Annotated in this window: 15 protein-coding genes; 12 read left to right on the top strand and 3 right to left on the bottom strand. The window is 30.6% G+C overall.

The window, feature by feature from the left end; genetic code table 11:
• Positions 1–48 precede the first annotated feature (48 nt).
• Together CLU82_RS02930 and CLU82_RS02925 are read left to right on the top strand one after the other, a co-directional pair.
• Positions 49–702 carry an RNA methyltransferase gene (locus CLU82_RS02930; protein WP_100841680.1) on the top strand — a complete coding sequence of 218 codons (654 nt, stop codon included), beginning with the start codon at positions 49–51 and terminating at the stop codon, positions 700–702.
• A gap of 64 nt (positions 703–766) precedes the next feature.
• Complete coding sequence (locus CLU82_RS02925) at positions 767–1,441, top strand: SDR family oxidoreductase (RefSeq protein WP_100841679.1); 675 nt, start codon at positions 767–769, stop codon at positions 1,439–1,441.
• A gap of 231 nt (positions 1,442–1,672) precedes the next feature.
• On the opposite strand, the gene CLU82_RS02920 is transcribed toward CLU82_RS02925, so the two are convergent.
• On the bottom strand, positions 1,673–2,440 hold the full coding sequence (locus CLU82_RS02920) for a carboxypeptidase-like regulatory domain-containing protein (RefSeq protein WP_100841678.1): 768 nt from the start codon (positions 2,438–2,440) through the stop codon (positions 1,673–1,675).
• A gap of 349 nt (positions 2,441–2,789) precedes the next feature.
• Positions 2,790–4,721, bottom strand: a complete 1,932-nt coding sequence (locus CLU82_RS02915; protein ID WP_100841677.1) for a DEAD/DEAH box helicase — start codon at positions 4,719–4,721, stop codon at positions 2,790–2,792.
• Between the two features lie 385 nt (positions 4,722–5,106).
• Here CLU82_RS02915 and CLU82_RS02910 point away from each other — a divergent pair, with 385 nt between their 5' ends.
• The 6 genes from CLU82_RS02910 to CLU82_RS02885 all read left to right on the top strand — a co-directional run bounded on the left by CLU82_RS02910 (position 5,107) and on the right by CLU82_RS02885 (position 13,186).
• The gene (locus tag CLU82_RS02910; protein WP_100841676.1) at positions 5,107–5,391 is read left to right on the top strand and encodes a DUF4834 family protein; all 285 of its coding nucleotides are present in this window, start codon (positions 5,107–5,109) and stop codon (positions 5,389–5,391) included.
• Between the two features lie 136 nt (positions 5,392–5,527).
• A complete protein-coding gene (locus tag CLU82_RS02905; protein WP_100841675.1) occupies positions 5,528–7,936 on the top strand; it encodes a YfhO family protein in 2,409 nt (802 codons plus the stop codon).
• A gap of 52 nt (positions 7,937–7,988) precedes the next feature.
• Positions 7,989–9,287: a glycosyltransferase family 4 protein gene (locus CLU82_RS02900; protein WP_100841674.1), complete on the top strand. Its 1,299-nt coding sequence runs from the start codon at positions 7,989–7,991 to the stop codon at positions 9,285–9,287.
• A gap of 42 nt (positions 9,288–9,329) precedes the next feature.
• Positions 9,330–10,799 (top strand): lipopolysaccharide biosynthesis protein, encoded by a 1,470-nt coding sequence (locus CLU82_RS02895; protein WP_100841673.1) that lies wholly within the window; start codon positions 9,330–9,332, stop codon positions 10,797–10,799.
• A 141-nt stretch (positions 10,800–10,940) separates the two neighbouring features.
• Complete coding sequence (locus CLU82_RS02890) at positions 10,941–12,623, top strand: mechanosensitive ion channel family protein (protein ID WP_100841672.1); 1,683 nt, start codon at positions 10,941–10,943, stop codon at positions 12,621–12,623.
• Between the two features lie 266 nt (positions 12,624–12,889).
• On the top strand, positions 12,890–13,186 hold the full coding sequence (locus tag CLU82_RS02885; protein ID WP_100841671.1) for a hypothetical protein: 297 nt from the start codon (positions 12,890–12,892) through the stop codon (positions 13,184–13,186).
• A gap of 223 nt (positions 13,187–13,409) precedes the next feature.
• On the opposite strand, the gene uvrA is transcribed toward CLU82_RS02885, so the two are convergent.
• Positions 13,410–16,205 (bottom strand): excinuclease ABC subunit UvrA, encoded by a 2,796-nt coding sequence (uvrA, locus tag CLU82_RS02880; RefSeq protein WP_100841670.1) that lies wholly within the window; start codon positions 16,203–16,205, stop codon positions 13,410–13,412.
• A gap of 210 nt (positions 16,206–16,415) precedes the next feature.
• Here uvrA and CLU82_RS02875 point away from each other — a divergent pair, with 210 nt between their 5' ends.
• The 4 genes from CLU82_RS02875 (at position 16,416) to CLU82_RS02860 (ending at position 23,351) form a co-directional block, all read left to right on the top strand.
• Positions 16,416–19,217: a triple tyrosine motif-containing protein gene (locus CLU82_RS02875; protein WP_232735199.1), complete on the top strand. Its 2,802-nt coding sequence runs from the start codon at positions 16,416–16,418 to the stop codon at positions 19,215–19,217.
• Positions 19,218–19,874: 657 nt separating this feature from the next.
• A complete protein-coding gene (locus CLU82_RS02870; protein ID WP_100841669.1) occupies positions 19,875–20,867 on the top strand; it encodes an Ig-like domain-containing protein in 993 nt (330 codons plus the stop codon).
• 81 nt (positions 20,868–20,948) lie between these two features.
• Positions 20,949–22,016: a family 16 glycosylhydrolase gene (locus CLU82_RS02865; RefSeq protein WP_100841668.1), complete on the top strand. Its 1,068-nt coding sequence runs from the start codon at positions 20,949–20,951 to the stop codon at positions 22,014–22,016.
• Between the two features lie 24 nt (positions 22,017–22,040).
• On the top strand, positions 22,041–23,351 hold the full coding sequence (locus CLU82_RS02860) for a glycosyl hydrolase (protein WP_100841667.1): 1,311 nt from the start codon (positions 22,041–22,043) through the stop codon (positions 23,349–23,351).
• Positions 23,352–24,535 lie beyond the last annotated feature (1,184 nt).

Raw genomic sequence — 24,535 nt, 5'->3', positions numbered from 1 at the left:
CGATAAAACTAGTCTTTTTTAGTATTTTAGCAAAAAAAAGATAACACAATGATTGATTTGGATTACCTGGAATTTCTTGAAAATATATTAACTGATAATCGAAAAGAAAGATTCTTAAGTGTTCTTGAAACTCGTACCAAGCATTTTACAATTGCAGTTGAAGATGTTTTTCAAATGCATAATGCTAGTGCTGTGATGCGTAGTTGTGAGGTTTTTGGAATCCAGGAATTGCATGTAATTGAAGAACGGTATGGAAAACGTATTGATAAAGAAATTGCGATGGGTGCACAAAAATGGGTGGATATTAATACTTATGATAGCGTTACCAATTGTGTAGATACTTTGAAAAATAAAGGGTATCAAATTATTGCCACGACGCCACACGAGAATGATTGTTTGTTGGAGGATTTTGATATTTCGAAGCCAAGTGCATTATTTTTTGGAACAGAAAGAGATGGATTGTCCGAAGAAATTATTAAGAAGGCAGATGGTTTTCTTAAAATTCCGATGGTGGGTTTTACTGAGAGTTTGAATATTTCAGTTTCGGCTGCGATTATTATTCAGAATCTAACAAATCGTTTACGTAATTCAGAAATCAATTGGCAATTGACCGAGGATGAAATTTTAGAGAAACGATTGGATTGGGCTAAGAAGTCTATTAAGGATATTAAGAGAATAGAAGCAAGATATTTTGATGTTTGATTTAGGGGATTAGTGTTATATTAGTCATCATTGTGAACGAGTATGATAATAAAGTTAGTAAGATATGAATAAAACTGTTTTAATTACAGGAGTGAGCAAAGGTATTGGATTTGCTTTGGCTAATGAATTTTTAGAAAATGGATATAAAGTTATTGGAACTTCCAGATCAGGTAAAATTGATGGAATAGAAAATGATAATTTTGAAATTTTACAATTGGATTTATCAGAATTTAAGAGCATTGAATTGTTTACTCGAGAATTGAGTCAAAAAGGAAAGAAAATAGATGTTTTAATAAATAATGCAGGAATTGGCCCAGATTTGGATTTTATGAATCCAGATAAAATAACCTTTAAACAGACTTTTGATGTTAATGTAACTGGAACTACTTTTTTGACTGAATCACTAATCGAAAATATAAATGAAGAGGGAAAAATAATAAATGTTTCTTCCAAAATGGGATCAATTGAATTATGTGAACGAACAGATTCTACAGCTTATAGAATGTCTAAAACGGCATTAAATATGTATTCAAAAATTCTTTCGAATAGACTTTTTGGTAACATAAAAGTAGCATCACTTCATCCTGGTTGGGTAAGGACTACAATTGCGAAAAATAATAGTACTCAAGGAAGACTTTCTCCTGAAGAATCTGCAAAAGGAATATATGATTTTGTAATTAGCGAATTTAGTACAGGAATATTTTGGAATGTTGAAACACAAACTGAATGTGATTGGTAAATGAATAGTCACGAGTAACGAACTAACTTAAAGACAGTTTGTTTATAATCAAAAAGGTCTTGATTTGCAACCGCGTGAGTGATGGAAGCAAGTTACCTTGTAACGCGGACAGCACGACAGCATAAAAAAAGGAGCCGACTCACTGCCATGTTGAGTTGGCTCCTTTTTATATGGTGGCACGCCCAAATACTTTTTTGGATTGCTAAAAGTTATTTGATATGGGTAGTGTTTTTACTTTTTCTTTAATATTTTGTATTGTTCATAACAACCACTAATTGCGTCCATTATTTGGAGGTCATTGGCGGATTTTATGAAAGCATCTGAGTAACTGCAACGGGTTAATATTTCGGCAATTTCATCTTGTGTAACTCCTAAAAGTAGTGAGATTGTTTCTCGGTCATACTTTGTTTCTAATAGTTTCCGTACAGTATCATCCTTTCGCATTTCTCGGAGTTTTTTGAGTTGTTGGGGTCTTTTTCCGAAAACATTATAGAGCATATCTGCAGGATTGAAGATGGATCCTAATACTTTTCCAAAAGCTTCGGGAGCATATTGTCCTGCTTCGTATCCTAGGCCTAAACCTGAAATATTATAACGAAGATCTTCTTTTATAGGGATTAATTTGGCATCAATTTCAAGATAGCCTGTTAGGTAGTATGGACTGATGACTACTTCGTTTAATGGAATTGCTTTTTGAGTAAGTTGTATTATGGTTGTTTTGTTTTTAATCCAGTCATTAGTTACACGAACGCGTAAAGATTCAAAGCCAAGAAGGGTGATGTGTAGAGTATCACTTTGGGTTACTGCTAGTTCAAAATGACCTTTATTGTCTGTTGTTGTACCTGTAACTTGATTGATATTGATGATGTTAACATTGGCTAAAGGAGTACCAGTATTATCACTGATTATGGTGCCAGATATTTTTTGTGGGATTTCAGTAGTTTGAGCAACTGAATTTAGAGAGGCAACAAAGAATAAAAAAAGTATAATATATTTCATAAACTGATTTAAAGGTTTAAAAGTAGTAAAACGACATTAAATATTTTGTTGTTCGATTATAATTATAAGAAAATTAACAATATGTGATTTTTTATAACATTTTTATTAGAATATATTACTTAAAATCTTTGAATTTCATAGTTTAATGTTATTGCTATTTGGACTTTATGACTTTGAAATAGTTTAATGGCTTATAAAAAAAGAGAATGTTTTTAGTCATATAAATACAGAGGATTAAGTGTATTGAATTAAATGAATGTATATGTGTTGTTTTGATAATGTAGATGTAATGTAAAAAAAATCTCCCGAATATTTTCGGGAGATTTTATATAGAAAATACAAAATTGTATTAGTCTCTTCTTGGTCTTCTTGGTCTTGATGAATCACCAAAACTTTCAGAACGTCTTGGTGCTCTTTCTGAAGAACCACCTTCTCTTGGAGCTCTGTCTGATGAAAAACCACCTTCTCTTCTTGGAGCAGATGAACTTCTTGGTCCAAAACCACCTTCTCTAGGAGCAGAATTTCTATCGCTTCTAAATCCACCACCAGAACCTTCACGTCTTGGAGCAAAACTTCCTTCTCTTCTAGGAGCTGAACTTCTTCCGCCACCAAAACCTCCAGAGCTTCTTCCGTTGTGATCACGTCTTCCGCCACCATCATTTTTAGAAATTTCTACATTGATACGACGTCCTTCTAATTGTACGTTGTTCAATATTTCCATTACTTTATCTGTATGTTCTGGGTCAGTGTTAAAGAAAGAGAATCCTTCTTTTACATCCACTTTGAATACGTCATCACGACCTAAGTCTAATGTTTCTTTCAAGTAGTCTTTTAATGACATCCAATCGAAGTTGTCTCTAGATCCAATGTTTACAAAGTATCTAGTTGCACCACCATTATTGTTTTCTCTTGGAGCGCCATCTCTATCGTCACGCTCACGTCTTTCAGAACCTGAAGATTGATTAGAGATATCTCTGTTTTTCTTGTAGTAAGCAATAAAACGGTTAAATTCTACTGATACCATTTTCTTAATCAATTCTTCTTTAGATAATTCTTCAAGAACGTTGTTGATAGCTGGTAAGTAGTTGTCAATTTCGTGATCAACTTCAGTATCCTTAATCTTAGTAGCTAAGTGTAGTAATTGAATTTCGCAGATTTCAATTCCAGAAGGGATTGTTTTTTCTTCGAATTTTTGTTTGATGATTCTTTCGATAGAAGAAATCTTGCGTAATTCACTTTTAGTTACAATTACGATAGAAGTTCCTAATTTACCAGCACGACCTGTACGTCCAGAACGGTGATTGTAAGTTTCGATTTCGTCAGGTAATTGATAATTTACTACGTGAGTTACATTATCAACGTCAATTCCACGAGCTGCAACATCTGTAGCAACAAGCATTTGAATTTGTCTTCCTCTAAAAGATTTCATTACACCATCACGCTGTGCTTGAGATAAATCTCCGTGCAATGCAGCAGCGCTGTATCCATCTTCGATTAATTTCTCGGCAACAGCTTGTGTGTCACGTTTTGTTCTACAGAAAACTACAGAGAAAATGTCTGGATTAGCATCTGCCAATCTTTTCAAAGCTTCGTAACGATCACGAGCATTTACTAAGTAAAATTCGTGAGATACTGTAGCTGAGCCTGAATTTTTTGCGCCAACTGTAATTTCAATAGGGTCAGTCATGAATTGTTTTCCAATTCTCGCCACTTCAGCAGGCATAGTTGCAGAAAACAACCATGTGCTTTTCTCGTCAGGTGTAGTTGAAAGGATGTTTACGATATCTTCGTAGAATCCCATGTTCAACATTTCGTCTGCTTCGTCAAGGATGCAATAGTTAATTTGAGAAATATTTACCAATCCTCTGTTAATCATATCTTGCATTCTACCTGGAGTCGCTACTATAATTTGTGCGCCTCTTTTAATGTCTCTCGCTTGTTCTGTAATGCTAGCCCCGCCGTAAACTGCTACCACATTAATACCTTTTTCGTATTTAGAGTAGTTTTTAAGTTCGTTGGTAATCTGTAAACACAACTCACGTGTTGGAGATAAAATCAATGCCTGTGTATTTCTGTTGTTGGCATCAATTTTCTGAATAACTGGAAAACCAAATGCTGCCGTTTTCCCTGTCCCTGTCTGAGCCAACGCAACTAAATCTGTGTCTTTTTCCAATAATAGGGGAATCGCTTTCTCCTGTACTTCGGTCGGATTCTCAAATCCTAGATCTAAAATCGCCTTCAGTAACGATTCACTCAATCCTAATTGTTCAAATTTATTCATATATATTTTTAAAATAGGGTGCAAAATTACTGTTTATAATCCATAAAAACTAATGCAATTTTAAGAATTAGGGTTTTATTAGGTTTTGAGTATCAATTTGTTATGATTTTAATTTTACTTTTTGAAATTTAAAATTGGTTTTTGATGTGAAATTATGTCGTGATTTTGGTGTTTTTGTTAAAAAAAAGATGCGCTAAAACTGTTTTTAAGTTGTATAGTGTTTTTTGTGTTTGTCTGAAAAAGTTTTTTAGAAGTGTTATTGCTGTGCTTTTTACTGTTTTTGGGTATTTTGGTCTTTTTTTATCATTTCTTTAAGAATGATATTTTTAAATTGCTCCGAAGTTTCAATATTGATTTATTAATTTTGCACTAAAATTATTTGATTATGCAAACAGCCTCTTTTTCGGGTTTTATAGAAATGCTATTTTATATGATGGCATTCTATTATATTTTTAAATTTTTGGCTCGATTGTTTTTACCTTTAGTAGTAAAAAAGGTAGTAGAAAAAGCGGGACAAAATTTTCAGCAACAGCAACAACAATATCAACAGCAATCTTCCTGGCGAAAAACGTCTAGTAATGATGAAGTTATAATCGATACAGCCAATAGTAAAAATCCTCGCGAAACCAAAAAAGTCGGAGATTATGTCGATTATGAAGAAATTGATTAATTATGCTTTTCTATACAAATTCTAAATTTATTTTGTTTTTGTGTAGGGAAATAATTGATTGATAATAAAAATCAAAACCAATCTTGTATATTTGAGTTTAAAACTCTTAATAAAACCAATATTTTAATAATAAATAATGAAGCAACTTCAAAAGTTCTTTCCGCACGCAATTGCCATTCTTGGTTTTGTTCTCGTTTCTACTCTTTATTTTTTTCCAGTTTTACAAGGAAAACAAATTTTTCAATCAGATATTGCCCAATATACGGGTATGGCCAAAGAGCAAAATGATTTTAGAGCGACCTATCATGCGGAACCGTATTGGACAAACTCAGCTTTTGGAGGAATGCCTACCTATCAATTAGGTGCTAAATATCCTCATGATTATGTAGGGGCAATTGACGATATATTACGTTTTTTACCTCGTCCAGCTGATTACTTGTTTTTATACTTTTTGAGTTTCTATATCTTAATGCTAGTTTTAAAAGCGGATCCATTAAAAGCCTTTTTTGGAGCAATCGCTTTTGGTTTTTCAACTTATTTAATTATTATACTTGGAGTAGGGCATAATGCTAAGGCTCATGCCATTGCTTATATGCCAATGGTTGTAGCGGGTTTTGTAATGGTTTTTCAGAGGAAATATATTTGGGGAGGTTTGCTTGTAATGTTTGCAGGAGCATTAGAACTGAATGCAAATCACTTTCAAATGACCTTTTATTTATTGATATTGTTATTGATTTTTTTGAGTTATTTTATTTATGAAGGAATCAAATCTAAAGAGTATAAATCACTCTTAATTTCTATAGGAACACTTTTTATAGCGGGAATATTTGCTATTGGTTCTAATGCAGGTAATTTATTGGCGACAACTGAATATGCAAATTTTAGTATTCGTGGAAAAAGTGATTTAAGTTTTAATCCTGATGGGTCAAAAAGTACAACTGATTCAGCAATGACTTATGATTATATTACCGAATACAGTTATGGGATTGCCGAAAGTTTTAATTTGATTGCTCCTAGATTATTTGGAGGTTCTAACAATGAAAAAGTAGGAACGGATAGTAGTATGTTTGAGTTCATGATTTCGCAAGGAGTTCCTGAAGATCAAGCCACAAATTTTGTTTCCAGTATGCCTACCTATTGGGGGGATCAACCGATCGTATCTGCACCAGCTTATATAGGAGCAGTAGTTTTCTTTTTAGGTATTTTGGCTTTATTTACTGATGAAAGAAAAATTAAATATGCTTTCATAGGAGGAGCATTCCTGTCATTAATTCTTTCGTGGGGAAAAAACTTTCCTTTATTGACAGATTTTTGTATCGATTATATTCCTATGTATAATAAGTTTAGAGCAGTTTCGTCTATTCAGGTTATTTTGGAATTGTGTTTTCCTGTATTAGCTATTATGGGTTTACAATCTTTCTTTAAATTAGAAAAAGAAAAACAATTAAAACCATTATTACAATCTGGAGCTGTTGGTTTTGGACTTGTTTTGGTATTGTTTTTATCTAAAAGTTTGTTCAGTTTTTCAACTGCAAATGATAGTTATTTTCTTCAAAATTATGGGCCTAGTTTTGTGGATGCTTTAAAAGCTGATAGAAAGTCATTATATAGTGCTGATTTATTGCGTTCAGGATTTTTTATCATAATTGCAGTGGGTACTTTATGGTTATTTATTAAAAATAAAATAGCTCAAAACACGGCTATCATTTTGGTTGGTTTATTTATGGTTTCCGATTTGTTCTTTGTTGATAAAAATTATGTATCAAACAAAGATTTTGTAAATGCTAGAGATGTTGAAGTTCCTTTTCAAGAAACTCCTACAGATGCAAAGATTTTGGAAGATCCTACTAATTACAGAGTTTTTGATATTCAAGGGTTAATGCAGGCAAGAACATCTTATTTTCATAAAGCTATTGGTGGATATAGTGCTGTTCGTCCAAAACGAATTCAACAATTATTTGATTATCAAATTGCTAAAAATAATATGGAAATCCTTAATATGTTGAACGTGAAATACGTGATACAAACAGATAAGGAAGGAAAAGAATCTCCAATTATCAACCCAGATGCCAATGGAAATGCGTGGTTTGTGAGTAAAGTAGAATTGGTGAAAAATGCTGATCAAGAAATGAAAGCTTTGGATAAGCTTAATTCTAAAGAAGTTGCAGTAATTAATAAAGATGAGTTTGAAGTTATTAAAAATAAAGCTTTTGCTAAAGATAGTACAGCAGCTATAACTTTAGATTCATACCAATCTAATAATTTAAAATATACTTCTAATAATTCAAAAGAAGGTTTGGCTGTTTTCTCTGAGATGTATTATGAAAAAGGATGGAAGGCAATTATTGATGGGAAAGAAACCCCAATTATGAGAGCAGATTATGCTTTAAGAGCGATTTTGGTTCCAGCAGGAAAACATAGTATTGAGTTTAAATTTGATCCTCAAGTTGTAAAAACGGGAGGTACAATTACATTGGTTAGTTGTATTGGAATGTTATTCCTTTTAGTAGGTGGATTGTATGTTGAAAGAAAGAAGGGGGTTTAAGAGTATTAACTAGTATTCTTAAATTTTGTATTAATTCTAATGTCTTGCTATTTTGAGTTCAAAAAAAATTCTTATTATAACGTATTATTGGCCACCAGCTGGGGGGCCAGGAGTTCAACGTTGGCTTAAATTTGCAAAATATTTACCTGATTTTGATATTGAACCCATTGTATATATTCCAGAAAATCCAACTTATCCAATTGTTGATGCCAATTTAGAAAAAGAAGTTCCAGAGAATGTTATCATTTTAAAAAATAAAATTTTTGAACCCTATCAATTAGCTTCTGTTTTTTCAAAAAACAAAACTAAAAAAATTAGTTCGGGTATTATTCCTAATCAGAAGAAACAAACTTTTTTAGATAAGACATTGTTGTGGATACGAGGTAATTTGTTTATACCAGATGCTCGTGTTTTTTGGGTAAAACCTTCCCTTATTTATTTAGAAAAATACATTGTCGAAAATGATATTGACATTGTTATTACTTCGGGACCACCACATAGTTTGCATCTAATTGGAATGGGGCTAAAGAAAAAATTAGGATTAACTTGGTTTGCTGATTTTCGCGACCCATGGACGACAATAGGATATCATAAAGCATTACGATTATCTACTAGTGCAGAAAGAAAACACAAGGCATTAGAATATAGTGTTTTAAATACTGCTGATAGGATTATTGTAACTAGTAAAACTACGAAAACTGAATTTAAAGCAATTACCAATAGGCCTATAACTGTAATCACCAATGGTTATGATAATGAGCCAGTGGAAAAAGTAAGTCTTGATGCTAATTTTAGTTTGGCACATATTGGTTCTTTTCTGTCAGAGCGAAATCCAGTTATTTTATGGGAAACTTTGGTTGAATTAATTCAGGAAATTCCAAATTTTAAAGCTCATTTAGAACTAAAATTAATTGGCGCAGTTAGTCAGGAAGTATTGGATACCATCTCGCAGTTTAATTTGGAATCGTATTTGAAAAATTTGGGATATGTCTCTCATTCGGAAGCCATTGCTCATCAAAGAAATTCTCAGGTTTTATTACTTATTGAAATCAATTCTGATGAAACCAAAAGCATTATTCCAGGTAAATTATTTGAATACATGGTTTCGAATAGACCAATTATCGCTATTGGTCCAAAAGATTCTGATTTTGCTGAAATTATTACAGAAACCAATACAGGTGTTTTTTTTGATTATACCGAGAAAGAAAAACTAAAAAACACTATCATTTTATATTATAATCAGTTTTTAGAAGAGAAATTACAATCCTATGGTGTAGGTTTGCAAAAATATTCTAGAAAAAATTTGACCAAAGATTTGGTACAATTGATTCAGTCAAAAAATTTAAGGTAATTCACTTTATTTTTTTTTAACCTTAACCTCAAATTCCAATTAATGGGCATAGTATTAAAGCAGTCTTTACGAAATACAATAATAACTTATATCGGTTTTGCAATAGGAGGAATTAGCACGCTTTTTTTATTTCCGCCTATTTTAGGAAAAACATTTTATGGACTTTCAAATTATATCTTGTCTTGTGCAAATGTAATAATGCCCTTGTTTGCTATCGGAATGCAAAATACTTTAGTTAAGTTTTATTCTCAATGCAAAACAGAGAAAGAAAAAAACCAGTTTTTATCGTTTACTGTATTATTTCCTATTTTGTTAATTATTCCAATCGTTTTGCTAGGTTTCGTTTTTTATGATGAGATTGCTTTTTTCATGACAAAGAAAAATGCAATAGTAAAAAGTTATATCTGGCTTATCCCTTTCGTAGCTCTTTGTATGGCCTATTTTGAAATTTTCTATGCTTGGGCAAGAGTGCATATGCATTCTGTTTTTGGTAATTTTATAAAGGAAGTAGGTTTACGATTATTTTCATTATTGGCTCTTTTTGCTCTCTATTTTAAATGGATTACAGCTGTTGATTTTATTTATTTAACTACGGGTATTTATTTTGTTGCCTTTTTGGTTACAATGCTTTATGCGTTTAAAATAAGAAAGCCTGTTTTTGAATTTGGTATTCCTGAAAAAGCAAAAGAAATTTTAGTTTATTCATTTTACATTATTTTATCAGGAAGTGTAGCTAATTTACTTTTAGACGGAGATAAAGTAATGCTAAATTACTATATGAAGATTGAGAACATCGCTTACTATTCGGTTGCGACCTATATTGCTTTGGTTATTTCAGTGCCAAGTCGTGCCATGCACCAAATTGTGTATCCAATTACTGCTAAATTAATGCACGAGAACAAATATGAGGAGTTGAATGATTTGTATAAAAAGACTTCTATAAATCTGCAAATCGTAGGTGGATTTGTAATGCTCTGTATATTTGTCAATATTGCTCAGTTGTATGAGATTGTTCCAAAAGAATATAGTGGCGGGATTGTAGTTGTGTTTATGATTGGACTTTCTAAATATTTTGACTTGATTTTGGGAAATAATAATGCTATAATTTTCAATTCAAAGTATTATCGCGCTGTTTTGTTTTTAGGAGTTGGTTTGGTTGTTTTAACGGTGGTGTTAAATATGATTTTTATTCCTTTGTATGGAATTATGGGTTCTGCATTCGCTACTTTATTGTCTATTACTTGTTATAGCCTTGCTAAATTACTTTTTGTTGTAAAAAGAATGCATTTGTATCCATTCACAAAACAAACACTACATTCATTAGGAATAACGTTTATAGTTTTTTTATTGTTTTATTTTTGGAAGTTTCCGATATACCCTATTATAGCTATTTGTTTAAAATCTATTTTAGTGACTTTGGTGTACATATACCTCAATTATAAGTTTGTTATTTCGGCAGAAATAAATCAAACTTTAGATAAAGTTTTTTTGAAAATTAGGAAAGGAAAATAAATCTGTTACTGAATGATTTTGCGATGTTTTCTAATTGATATTTAAGTTTTTATAATTTTGTTTTTTTTATATTTGTAAGTATAGTTTCTGTTGTTTTGCTAACATAAGAGACTTGTTATAGATAATCTAAAAAAATAAATTATGATAAATTTTAAAACAATATTGCTTTATGTTTTTCTTGGATGTTCTATACTCGTATTTTCTCAAACTAAGAAGCCCGAAGAAACTTTAAATGCAGTAGACTCTAGTAGTAATGTACTTTCTCAAAAAAAATCTAATTTAAAAGGTTACCCAGTAGCTCCTTTTAGAGATACTTTATTTACTGTTTATAATAAAATTGGATCTTTCAATGCCCAAAATCGTGCTAATGCCATTACCAGTAGAATTGAAATACTATATAAAGATCCTTTTTTCAGTAAAGATTCATTGAGTTTGTCTAGGTCCGAAATTAGCCTTGATATTGTATACAAAAAAGATTTTTTAGTAATGTCTGTTACTGATTTGGATGGAAAAACAATGGGGAGTACTGATTTTGCTCTAGCACAAAAAAATTTAGCGATTATTCAAAAAGCAGTTCTTTTTCAAAAATCAGACAATGAGAATATAGATTGGGCAAAAAGGATTGGACTTGCTTTGTTACTAATTACTTTTATAATTCTAATTGTATTTGCAATTAATAAATTGTTTAGATGGCTACGATTTTTAATTATCGAAAATAAAGAACGTTATTTTTCAGGATTTAAAATTAAAGAATCTAGTGTTTTATCACCCGATAAACAATTGGAATTTGTTTTGAAATTGGTGACAATGGTGCGAATATTTTTTTTAATATTTATATTTTACATTTCTTTACCTGCTCTTTTTAGTGTTTTTCCAGAGACAAAGAACTATGCATCTGTTCTTTTGAACTGGATATTTTCTCCTGCTAAAGCAGCTTTGATGGGTTTTGTTCATTTTTTACCTAATTTGTTTTCAATATTAGTAATTGTCGTGCTATTTAGATTCATCTTAAAAGTGATCAAATTTTTTGTTGATGAAATTCATAGTGGACAAATTAAAATTGAAGGTTTTTATAGCGATTGGGCTATGCCAACTTTTAATATTATAAAAGTTCTAGTTTATGCTTTTATGATAGTTATAGTCTTTCCTTATTTGCCAGGATCTAATTCACCTATTTTTCAGGGAGTATCTGTTTTTGTAGGGATTTTATTTTCTTTAGGCTCTTCGAATGCGATTGCTAATATGGTTGCAGGGTTAGTAATTACTTATATGCGTCCATTTAAGATAGGTGATTTTATAAAAATTGGAGATGTGACAGGGACCGTTACAGAGAAAAGTTCTTTGGTTACAAGAGTTCGAACGCCAAAGCAAGAGGATATTACAATTCCTAATGCTACTGTTTTGTCAAGTTCTTCAATTAATTATTCTGCAAACACCAATAAAGAATCCAATGGATTGTTAATTCATACCACAATCACTATTGGATATGATACGCCATGGGTTGATGTTCATAAAGCACTTATTGCTGCCGCTATGAGAACTGATTCACTTGAAAAGTCTCCAGTACCTTTTGTTTTGCAAACGAGTTTAAATGATTTTTATGTTTCGTATGAAATTAATGCTTATACCAAACAACCAAATCAGCAACCATCTATTTATTCAAAACTTCATCAAAATATTCAAGATTGTTTTAATGAAGCAGGTTTAGAAATTATGTCTTCTCATTATACTTCTCTTCGAGATGGAAACAGAACAACTATTCCAAATGATTATCTTGATAAAGATTATTCGACCCCAGGATTTAATATTTCTGATAAAAAATAAATTTATACATAAGCACGTGTTAAATTTTAATTTTATTGTGTTTTTTTTGTAGGTGAAATATTGTTTATTTTTTTTTACAGCATAGTCTGACGAGTATTTTTGCACTTTTTTGATTTTGTAATATTTAACTTGTTGAAATTCAGTAATTTAATTTTTTTTAATTTTAATATCACCAAAAGTTGGTATTGCAGAGTCTCTAAAGGAGTATTATATTTGTTTAGTTCACAATGCCAGATAAATGCTTTATTAAATTAAATGTCTAGAGGATGAAAAATCATTTTATTAAACAGGATAAATTAAATCTATTTACAAAAGTTATTGCGAATAAAATTCAAAATGGTTTTGTTGTAGTAGAGAGAAATGATAAATTACCTTTTACTGTATTGTATAAAGAAGGTAAAAAAATCAATCATAGTTTGAATTTTTTGATCTGTTGTGCAACACTTGGTATGTGGTCGTTACCTTGGTTGTATATGACACAAGTTACAGCCAAAGATCAAAAGGTTTTGGTAGCTATTGATGAGGAAGGGGTTGTTTTTGAAGAAAAATGTTATCTGGGTTAATTTTTTAAATCTAGCTAATAGAATTCCACAGACTGATAGGAAGAATTTCGTTTAAAAAATAAAGATTGGATTAGTACAAAACTGTCAATCTTTGATAAAATTTAAGTTATTTTTAAAATTGTTTAAAAAAACTTAGTCGTTGTATAAAGGTATAATGGGAAAAGCCATGACATTAATTGTCATGGCTTTTTATTTAGAAAAAAGTAAATAGTTGAATTTTGACTTATAGTTTCTCTTTTAAATATTTTGCTGTAACTGATTTTTTGTTTTTTACAATTTCTTCTGGAGTTCCTACTGCGAGTAATAATCCACCGTTTTCTCCTCCTTCAGGACCAAGATCAATTACCCAATCTGCACATTTGATTAAATCAAGATTATGTTCTATCACTAATATTGAATGCCCTTTTTCTATTAGAGCATCAAAAGAAGCCATTAGTTTTTTAATGTCATGAAAATGTAATCCGGTTGTAGGTTCATCAAATACAAAAAGAGCTTTTTCTTTTATTGTTCCTTTGACCAAAAAAGAAGCCAGTTTGATACGTTGTGCTTCACCACCTGATAGGGTTGATGAGGATTGCCCTAATTGGACATAGCCCAAGCCAACATCTTGTAGAGGTTGCAGTTTTTGTGTGATTTTTGTTTGTTTATTCTTTTCAAAGAAAATAATGGAATCGTCAATAGTCATTGTTAAAATGTCGTGAATATTTTTGCCATCAAATGCTACTTCTAGAACTTCTTTTTTGAAACGTTTTCCATTACAGGTCTCACATGGTAGTTGCACATCGGCCATAAAAACCATTTCTACGTTAATAGAACCTTCACCTTTACAGGTCTCACATCTTCCTCCATCAACATTAAAAGAAAAATGTTTTGCTTGATAACCTCTTACTTTTGAAAGTTTTTCTTTGGCATATAATTCCCGAATATCGTCATAGGCTTTGATGTAGGTAACAGGATTAGATCTTGAACTTCTTCCAATAGGATTTTGATCTACGTATTCTATATGCTTTATTTGAGAAAAAGAACCCGATAATTCAGTAAATTGGCCTGCTTTTTCACCTGCATTATCTAGCTTCTTCTGCATAGCAGGAAAAAGAATTTTCTTTACGAGTGTACTTTTTCCACTACCTGAAACTCCTGTAATAACTGTTAGTACATCAAGAGGAACTGTAACATCTATATTTTGTAGATTGTTTTCTCTAGCTCCTTTTATTTCAATGAAACTTTTTGATGTTCGTCTTTTCTTTGGAACGCTGATTTCAAGCTCACCATTCAAATATTTTGCGGTTAGCGAACTTGATTTCAATATTTCATCATAAGTGCCCTGAGCGACAAGATTTCCACCTTGCGTTCCAGCTTCCGGACCTATATCAATAATCATGTCGGCCGCTTTCATAATGTCTTCATCGTGTTCGACAACAATCACGGTATTACCTAAATCCCTTAAGGATATTAGAACTTTTATTAAACGCTCAGTGTCTTTTGGATGTAATCCAATGCTCGGTTCATCTAGAATATACATGGATCCGACAAGACTACTGCCTAAAGAAGTAGCTAAGTTGATACGTTGAGATTCTCCACCAGAAAGAGTTGATGAATTTCTATTTAATGTCAGGTAATTCAATCCAACTTCGGATAAAAACGATAGTCGATTGTTGATTTCGATTAATAAACGTTTTGCAATTTGTTTTTCATATTCATCTAACGCAATGTTTTTGAAAAATTCAACTAAATGTTTAATAGGTAAATCAACTAAATCCGAAACTGTTTTATCATTTATCTTTACATAAGAGGCTTCGTTTCTCAAGCGTTTTCCTTTGCAAACATGACATTTCGTTTTTCCTCTATAACGGGAAAGCATTACTCTATTTTGAATCTTGTAATTTTTTTCTTCAAGTTCTTTAAAAAAACTATTGAGTCCTTGGAAATACTTGTTTCCTGTCCAAATTAAATCTTTTTGCTCTTCAGTAAGTTGAAAGAAAGGTTTATGTATTGGAAAATCAAATTTGTATGCATGATTTACTAATTCGTCACGAAACCAACTCATACTTTCGCCACGCCAAGGAAAAATTGCGTTTTCAAAGATAGAAAGAGAGGTGTTTGGAATAACCAATTCACTATCGATTCCTATGATATTTCCATATCCTTCACAAGCAGGACATGCTCCATACGGGTTGTTGAAACTAAATAAATGTACATTGGGTTCTAGAAAAGTAATACCATCCAATTCAAAATTATTGGAAAAAGAAAGTATTTTATCTGAATTTAATTCTTGTAAATAACAAATTCCTTTCCCTTCAAAAAAAGCTGTTTGTACAGCATCTGATAGTCTATTATAAAACTCTTCTTCGTCTTTAACTATAATTCTATCAATAATAAGTAAAATGTCTTTATGATCTAAAGAATGCTGTTCAGTAGTGGTAAAGTCATCCAAACGAACCATTTCATTATTTACCAATATCCTTGCAAATCCTTGTTGTAATAATACTTTTAATTTATCTTCCAATTGTCTGCCTTCTTCGAGATGAATAGGAGCTAAGAGCAACCATTTACTATCAATTTCAAGGGTTTTGACAGTAGTAACAACATCAGTAACGGTATTTTTTTTGACTTCTTTTCCAGAAATTGGTGAATACGTTCTACCAATTCTGGCAAATAATAACTTGATGTAATCGTAAATTTCGGTGGATGTACCAACTGTAGAACGGGCATTGGTTGTATTTACCTTTTGCTCTATAGCAATTGCAGGCGCAATTCCTTTGATATATTCCACTTTTGGTTTGTCTAAACGGCCTAAGAATTGTCTGGCGTATGAAGATAAGCTCTCTACATACCGACGTTGTCCTTCTGCATATAAAGTATCGAAAGCTAAACTGGATTTACCAGAGCCAGAAAGTCCTGTAATAACTACAAGTTTGTTTCTAGGAATAGCCACATCTACATTTTTTAAATTATGTACTTGTGCACCTTTTATAATGATGTTCTTCTTTGGATCGAGTTTGGAAATATCAATTGACATACTAAAAATAAATTTCCACAAAAGTAATCATTTTCCAATTGAGAATTGGAGATGAACGAATCACAAATTTTAGCTTCAATAATCATTTTGATAGGTGAAAGTTGTTTTTTAGAATTGTATAGTTAATATGTATAGCTTTTTAATCTATTGAATAGTTTTAGTTTTAAATTTGTAATCTCCAAACCAAAAACAAACCAAAAACAAGCCTAAATGAAAACAAAACTAACCTCACTTTTTTTTCTCCTATCTATTTCTGTTTTTTCTCAATGTTTACCGCCAATTGTAAATTATGCACCAAATTTATATGGAGCAGGAAATCAAAACTGGATGATTTCACAAGATAAAAATCAATTTGTTTTTTTTGCAAATAATGAGGGGCTTCTAGAATTTAATGGTTCTTATTGGCAATTGTATCCTTCTCCCAATGAAACTATCATTAGGTCTGTTAAAGTAATTGGTGATAGAATTTATACTGGAAGTTACATGGAATTTGGCTTTTGGAAAAGAAAAGCTGATGGATTATTAAAATATCATTCACTTAGTAAATTTGTCCAGTCGAAGTTTTTAGATGACGAAAATTTCTGGAATATTTTAAGTTATGATCATTGGGTAGTTTTTCAATCTTCGCACCGAATTTATATTTATGATGTTAATAAAGGCGATTTTAAAATAATTTCTCCCAATGGTTATATTTTTAAATCTTTTAAAACTGCAAATTCTATTTATTATCAGCCTATTAATCAAGGGTTATATGAGATTGAAGCTGGTATGATTAGGTTGGTTTCTGATAATCCTATATTAAAGAATAATCTTATTGTTAATGTTTTTGCAAAAGAAGATAAATTATTGATATCGACTCAAAGTTCTGGTTTTTATGAATTGTCCGGAAATGTATTAACTAAATTCCCTACAGAGATTGATAATGAGTTTTCTGAAGGGAGTGTGTATAGTTGTGAAACTCTATCAGATGGTGGTTTTGTTGTTGGAACTGTTTCGAATGGAATTTTTATTTTAAGTAAAGAAGGAAAATTAAAATTCCATATCACACAAAGAAAAGGTTTGAGTAATAATACAGCGCTATCTTTATTTGAAGATTTTGACAATAATTTATGGGTTGGTTTAGATAATGGTATTAGTTGTATCAATTTAAAATCTCCGATACAGAGTTTTGTTGATAATTCGGGGGTTTTAGGAACGGTATATACATCTCAGCTTTATAATGATAAATTGTATGTAGGAACTAATCAAGGGTTGTTTTACAAGGATTTTAAGAGTGATGAGGATTTTACTTTTGTAAAGGGAACAAAAGGACAGGTATGGTCTCTGTTTGTTTATGATGGAACCTTGTTTTGTGGTCATCATAGCGGAACATTTGTGGTCAATAATGGAAATGCTCATCTTATTTTTTCTAAATCTGGAACATGGAATTTTACTAGGGTTCCAGGTCATAATGAGCTTTTATTACAAGGGAACTATTATGGTATTTCGGTCTTGGAAAAAAAGAATAATGAATGGAGTTTTAGAAATAAACTCAATGGGTTTGAATATTCCTCAAGATATCTTGAAATCACTAATAATTTTGAGATTTATGTTAGCCATGAATACAAGGGAGTTTTTAGATTAGAAACTAATGGTAAACTTCAAAATATCAAAAAGTATTCAATATACAAAGAACCAACTAAAGGTAAGAATGCTGGTTTAGTCAAATTTAATAACTCAATTTATTATGCATATAAAGGTGGGGTTTTTAAATTAAATGATAAGACTAAGCAATTTGAAAAAGATGTCTTATTAAGCTCTGTTTTTGATAAAGACCAGTACACTTCAGGTAAGATGATTGTAGATAGTTCTAACAGAATATGGTTGTTTTCTAAAAATTATATTAATTATTATTCAGCATCTAAATTAAGTAAACAGCTTAAACAGAATAGTATTCCAATTCCTGTTTCATTGAGTAATTCAATGTTGGGATATGAGAATATTAAACAATTATCTCCATCTAATTATTTCTTTGGAGCTACCGACGGGTTTTATACTATGAATATAAATGATTTGATTTTTAAGGATTATAAAGTATTGCTATCTAGTGTAGTAACTAATGCTTTGAATGAGCCGAGTCATAATAATTCAATTCATGAAAAAGGAAGTTTTAAAAATGACGAGAATAATATAAATTTTTATTACACGGTTCCAGAATACAACAAATATATTAATGCAGAGTATCAATATATGCTGGAAGGTTTTCAGGATCGCTGGAGTGAATGGAATGTAAAATCTTCGGTTAATTTTAAAAATTTGCCTGCAGGTGATTATGTTTTTAAAGTAAGAGCTAAATATGCTAACTCGAATCTTGATAATACTGTAGTATATACTTTCACAATTCAAAAACCATGGTATGGCACAACTTTAGCTATTATAGTTTATTTTGTTCTAGGATTGATTTTAATTAAATTAATGCACGAACAATATGTTAGTTATTATCATAAAAAGGAAATAAAATTGATTGAGGAGAATAATTTACTATTAGAAATTAAAGAATTAGAAAATGAGCATCAAATGATGCGTCTTAAGAATGAACAATTGTCCCAAGACGTTGATGCTATTAATAAAGAACTTGCGGCCTCTGCAATGAATCTAAATAGTAAAAATGAATTACTAGCTTACATTCATGAAGATTTAAAAAATACTAACGAAAGTGATAATAAAAGTGTCAAATCAGTAATTTCTACTATTAATAGAAATATTAGTGGTAAAGATTCTTGGAGTGTTTTTCAAGAGGCTTTTGATAAAACCGATAAAGATTTCTTGAAAAAAATGAAAGAAGCTCATTCGTCATTAACTCCAAATGATTTAAGATTGTGTGCTTACTTGAGATTAAATTTGTCTTCTAAAGAAATGGCTCCATTATTGAATATTTCTGTTCGTAGCGTAGAAATAAAAAGATATCGTTTGCGTAAAAAAATGGATTTAACACATGAACAAGGTCTAGTAGAATATATTCTGGCTGTATAGTTCACTTCTTACGCATATCATTTTCCTATACATTACCACAACATAGCTGTTTTTTATCATATTTCTTCAAAAAAAATACAAAAAAAACCACTTCTTAATTATTAGTTAAACAAGGGGTTTTTGAAGAATATGGTAAAAAAAACAGCTTTTTTTTTGTTTTGTATGTTTTTTGTTGTGGTTTGTTTTGATTAATTGTTAATCGTTACATATAGTTTTACCACATACTAAAAAACATAAATATGAAACCAAATCACCAAGCAATTTTTTGTACTAATATCATTTTATAGTCTTTATAAACCTTTAGGTTAATGAAGATGAAATGACGCTGTATTTATATTTCATTATTAATAGTTGAAATTTAATAGAAGCAAAAAAAATCAGATCTCTTTTAAACTAGTTTCAAATTATTACTATATCAAAACTTTGATATTAGTGGGATGAAGTTTAATAAAAGCAAATTCTGTAAATCTAGATATACATTAAAAATTAAAGCAAACGGAGTTGCAAAAACTACTAAAATAATAAATCATTAATTGTTTGAGTAGGTTATTGTATTGTTTAAGAGGCCTCTTATACAATAAGCAATTCCGAGATTACCGAGTTACATACAAACTCAATTACTTAATTAATAATTAACCAATTAAAAAAATTAAAATCATGACTAAAATCAAATTTTTATTATTTACTTTATTATGTGCTGTTATAACACTACAAACAACAGGCTGTAGTAGTAGTGATGATGGTGGAAACGATAATGGCAATGGAGGAAGCAATGTTATTACTGTAACAGGAGTTTCATTAGATAAAACAACCTTAAGTTTAAAAGAAGGAGCAACAGCTACTTTGGGAGCTACATTAGCACCAGCAGGTGCTACTGGTAACGTTTCTTGGAGCTCTTCAGATGCAACAGTTGCAAGCGTTAATAATAGTGGTGTTGTTACTGCAGTTAAAAAAGGAACAGCTTCAATTGTAGCTGCTATCGGTACTTTTACAGCTACTTGTGTAGTTACTGTTACTGGAGAAGATGTTGTTGTTACTGATCCTTCATTATCAGGTAGTAATTACTTTGTTTTACAATTAGACGATGTTTCTTTTGCTAGTATTCAAAGTAAGGTTACTGCTGATTTACGTCCAGATGATGTTAATAAAAATCTATATATTTGGGAAAATACTTTATCTGCTGGTACTCCTGCAGGAACTAATTTTTACGGATTAAGCCAAGGCTGGGTAAGTTTAGTTGTAGGTACTGTTGGATGGTCTGGTGCAGGATGGAATACTAATGCTGATTTTGGCCCTGTTGATATGACTGATTTGTTTGATAATCCTGGAGATTATTACTTGCATATTGGATATAAAACAAGTCAAACGGGTCGTCCAATTGCAATTATTGTAAATGATGGAAATGCAGATGGGAAATTTTCTATCGGTGGAGATTTTGTTGATAATGGTACTACTTATCCTTCTTTTGCAACAATTACAACTGACGGTAAATGGAATAGTATAGAAGTTCCTGTAACTAAATTAAATGAATTAGGATTGTTTTTTGATAAACCATTAGTGAAGAAAAATATCCTTGCAGTTTTAGGGGGTGGTACAGCAGGTACTACTATTGATTTAGATGCTATTTTTTATTACAAAAAAGCAAAATAAATCTATAAATATATTATGGGGAACATAACATGTTCCCCATAATAATTTAAAAGCACTTTTTTAATTCAACCCCAAATACAAATGCGACACAAATATTTATTTTTAATAATCTTACTACAATTTGCTTTTTATTCTTGTTCAAGCAATTCTTCAGATAACGACAACCCTATTGTTTCTGATGTAAAATTAGAATTGAACAACAGTGAATTAAAAATGGATGTTGGAGAAAATGAAACTTTAACTGTTACAAAAGCTCCATCTACTAATGAAACGCTGGTTTGGAGTACAAGTAACAAAGTAGTAGCAACAGTTTTTAATGGTATTGTAACTGCTCAGCAAAGTGGAACTGCTATAATTACAGCTACGCTTGGAACTCATACTGCTCAATGTACAGTAACAGTAGCTCAAAGAACTTATAAATTAGTTTGGTCTGATGAATTTGATGGAAATACATTAAATACTGATAACTGGGCTTACGAAACCGGAGGTAACGGTTGGGGAAATAATGAAAAACAATATTATACGAACAGACCTGAAAATATTCGTGTTGAAAATGGTTTTTTAACCATAGAAGCTCGAAAAGAAAATTATGAAGGTAGTGCATACACTTCTGCACGTATAAAGTCTGCGAATAAAAAAGATTTTGCTTATGGTAAAATTGAAGCTCGTTTAAAAGTACCTAGTGGTAAAGGTACATGGCCAGCATTTTGGATGCTTGGTTATGGATCTTGGCCTAGTGCTGGTGAGATAGATATTATGGAACATGTAGGTTATCAACCTAAAGCGATTCATTGCGCACTTCATACAAAAAATAAAAACGGTATGAATGGCCAAAATTTTAAAGGAACTCAGGAATTAGCAGAAAATGTAGCTAATGATTTCCATATTATTACAATGGAATGGGTTAAAGACGAATTATTAGGTTTTGATAGAATCCACATTTCTATTGACGGTGTTGAAACTACAACATTTGGTGAAACTCCACCGTTACAAGATTCTGGTGACTGGCCATTTAATAAAAACTTTTTCTTTATCCTTAATTTTGCTATTGGTGGTAACTGGGGAGGAATACAAGGTATTGATGACACTATATTTAATAATCCAGTTTTGTATCAAGTAGACTACGTTAGAGTATATCAGCTACAGTAAATTTCAAATAAAATAAAAGCAAAAATGAAATTATTCAATCTAAAATTAATTTGTCTGGCTACGGTATCTTTGTTTTGTAGTTGCTCTAAATCAGACTCTGAAGATAATTCTACTGATAACTATACTCCAAAACAAGAAGTCTTTCAAAAGCGTAGTACAAAAAGAGGAGGAGGTTTTAACTACCAAAATATTAATGATGTAAATCTTTTAGGAAAAGGCATGTCGTGGTCATATAATTGGGGTATTTCCCAAAATATTGCTTTTGATGATGCTGTCGCAAAAAATGATATAGATTTTTGCCCTATGGCATGGAATGGAATCAATAAAGATGCTTTACGTTCTTATGTGAAAGACCATCCAAAGTGTAAATACTTACTTGCTTTTAATGAACCAAACTTAACTGATCAGGCTAATATGACACCTCAACAAGCTGCTGCAAAATGGGGTGATGTTAAATCAATTGCAGATGAATTAGGTTTAAAAGTAATTTCTCCTGCTATGAATTATGGAACATTAGCAAACTATAGTAATCCTGTTAAATGGTTGGATGAATTTTTTGCACTTGTGCCTTTAAGTGATATTGATGGTATTTCAATACACTGTTATATGCCAAATGCAGCTTCTGTTAAATCCTATGTTCAACTTTTTAAAAAATATGGAAAACCAATTTGGTTAACAGAATTTTGTGCATGGGACGGTTTAAACAAAAACACTTTTGCACCCGAAGGTCAACAAAAACACCTTTCAGATGTAATAAATTACTTAGAAAGTGACCCTGATGTTTTTAGATATGCATGGTTTACTCCGAGAGTATCAAATATAGATGCATTCCCATACATGGCACTTTTAACAAATACACCTGAAGTAAAATTAACAGATCTTGGAAAAATATTTGTACAAATGTCTACTCAAGATAAAAGTGCATACTATGTTGAGCAACAACTTGTAGAAGCGGAACATTATAGCTCTATTAGCATTGCTGATGGAGGTAATGGTAGTTGGGTAAATGGTCCACATGTAAAAATTACTACAGATGCACCAAATGAATCCTTAGAATTGTATGATTTTTTGCCTAAACAATGGGTTGAATATCAGTTTGATATAGATAGGACCAAAGATTTTACACTTGAATTAAGATATTCTTGTTTTGTTGATTCTGAAATAAATATTGAAGTAGATGGTAAATTAGGAACAACCTTTTTACTAAAAAACACTGTGAAAGATTTTATTTGGAGTAATGCTAAAGTACCAGTAAAACTAAATTCTGGTAAACACACAATTCGAATTTTTCTAAACAAAGGATCGTTACATTTAAACTGGTTAAAGATTTATTAACAGTGAGTTATCAATGAAATAAATGTTTTTTTTTAGAATATTATTTTGATGTAGAAAAAAGATATTGGTTCTTTCTACTAGGATTACCGTATTTGATGTTTTAAGAGAAATGCTTTTTTAGTAAAAAAGCAAAAACAACTCGTACAAATGTCCTAACAATGGTTTCTTAAAAAATATAAATTATTAAACATTTTGTAATTAATGCGAATCGAAAGTGGAAAATTTAACCTTTTGATTCGCATTATTACTCAAAATACACTAAAACAGCTTTCTCTTCCATAATTTTATAATCAGATTGTTATTCTTGTTTTTGCAAAATATTATAAAAAATGAGTAATCTTTAAAGAAGTTTTAACTCCTAGTAATGGGATAAACTTTAAAACTCATTTTCCCCAAATAATTATAGTCTTAAATTTTAATAATTAAAAAGGGAATAGGATTTTCTTTAGTTAGAACTTCAATTCATAGTTGTGATTTTGGAAGTAAAAATTTAACTTATAAAATTAATTTATTATGAAATCTATATATCTAAAATTTAATTTATTCTTAATTTTTCTTTTTCTTTCACTTTTTATTTTTCTTTTAGTATCGAATATTTAGTAGAGAAGTGCATGATATGCTGTAGTTTATACTATTTAAAATTAGAATATTAAATAGATTCTACAAAACAATGAGTTTTGGAAGACTGTAAGATCAACCCAAAAGAGCTACGGTATTACAAAAAAACAGTTTAAATAAAATTTTTAGAAACTCCACTTTTTTGGCTTCGATGTATTCATGGTTATAAAATAATTAGTTTAGCATCATTTATAGAACTTGCTAGTTGTGATTTAGACTAATCAAAATAGTAGTAATGATAATAAAATAAATTGCTATAGCGGAATTTAATATTTATACATATGGGCTGATTTTTTTAGAAATACCCATAGGTGACTCAGATTCTTTGATTTAGCTTTTTAAATAGAATCTATTTTTGAAAAGAAAATACTTGCCTTAATTTTTATACTTATAATAATTTTTTCTAAAGAACTTCTTTAAATTATAAAGTAGATCTCAAATTTATATAAGGTTATTTATCAAAATTGATTGATTTGACAATCATAAAACCAATGTCTTTTTACTTTTAATTAATGACTTTATGAGCCAATGGTTCAAAAAGTTAGTTCTATCCTTTTTTAATGGAA

Origin of the sequence: Flavobacterium sp. 5, assembly GCF_002813295.1 — a bacterium.
Classification (GTDB): Bacteria; Bacteroidota; Bacteroidia; order Flavobacteriales; family Flavobacteriaceae; genus Flavobacterium.
This window is presented reverse-complemented; position numbering and strand designations above follow the sequence as displayed.

Bases quoted from the DNA above. Each gene is read 5' to 3' on its own strand.
- CLU82_RS02930 (WP_100841680.1), top strand. From the start codon at position 49: ATGATTGATTTGGATTACCTGGAATTTCTTGAAAATATATTAACTGAT.
- CLU82_RS02925 (WP_100841679.1), top strand. From the start codon at position 767: ATGAATAAAACTGTTTTAATTACAGGAGTGAGCAAAGGTATTGGATTT.
- CLU82_RS02920 (WP_100841678.1), bottom strand. From the start codon at position 2,440: ATGAAATATATTATACTTTTTTTATTCTTTGTTGCCTCTCTAAATTCA.
- CLU82_RS02915 (WP_100841677.1), bottom strand. From the start codon at position 4,721: ATGAATAAATTTGAACAATTAGGATTGAGTGAATCGTTACTGAAGGCG.
- CLU82_RS02910 (WP_100841676.1), top strand. From the start codon at position 5,107: ATGCAAACAGCCTCTTTTTCGGGTTTTATAGAAATGCTATTTTATATG.
- CLU82_RS02905 (WP_100841675.1), top strand. From the start codon at position 5,528: ATGAAGCAACTTCAAAAGTTCTTTCCGCACGCAATTGCCATTCTTGGT.
- CLU82_RS02895 (WP_100841673.1), top strand. From the start codon at position 9,330: ATGGGCATAGTATTAAAGCAGTCTTTACGAAATACAATAATAACTTAT.
- CLU82_RS02890 (WP_100841672.1), top strand. From the start codon at position 10,941: ATGATAAATTTTAAAACAATATTGCTTTATGTTTTTCTTGGATGTTCT.
- CLU82_RS02885 (WP_100841671.1), top strand. From the start codon at position 12,890: ATGAAAAATCATTTTATTAAACAGGATAAATTAAATCTATTTACAAAA.
- uvrA (WP_100841670.1), bottom strand. From the start codon at position 16,205: ATGTCAATTGATATTTCCAAACTCGATCCAAAGAAGAACATCATTATA.
- CLU82_RS02875 (WP_232735199.1), top strand. From the start codon at position 16,416: ATGAAAACAAAACTAACCTCACTTTTTTTTCTCCTATCTATTTCTGTT.
- CLU82_RS02870 (WP_100841669.1), top strand. From the start codon at position 19,875: ATGACTAAAATCAAATTTTTATTATTTACTTTATTATGTGCTGTTATA.
- CLU82_RS02865 (WP_100841668.1), top strand. From the start codon at position 20,949: ATGCGACACAAATATTTATTTTTAATAATCTTACTACAATTTGCTTTT.
- CLU82_RS02860 (WP_100841667.1), top strand. From the start codon at position 22,041: ATGAAATTATTCAATCTAAAATTAATTTGTCTGGCTACGGTATCTTTG.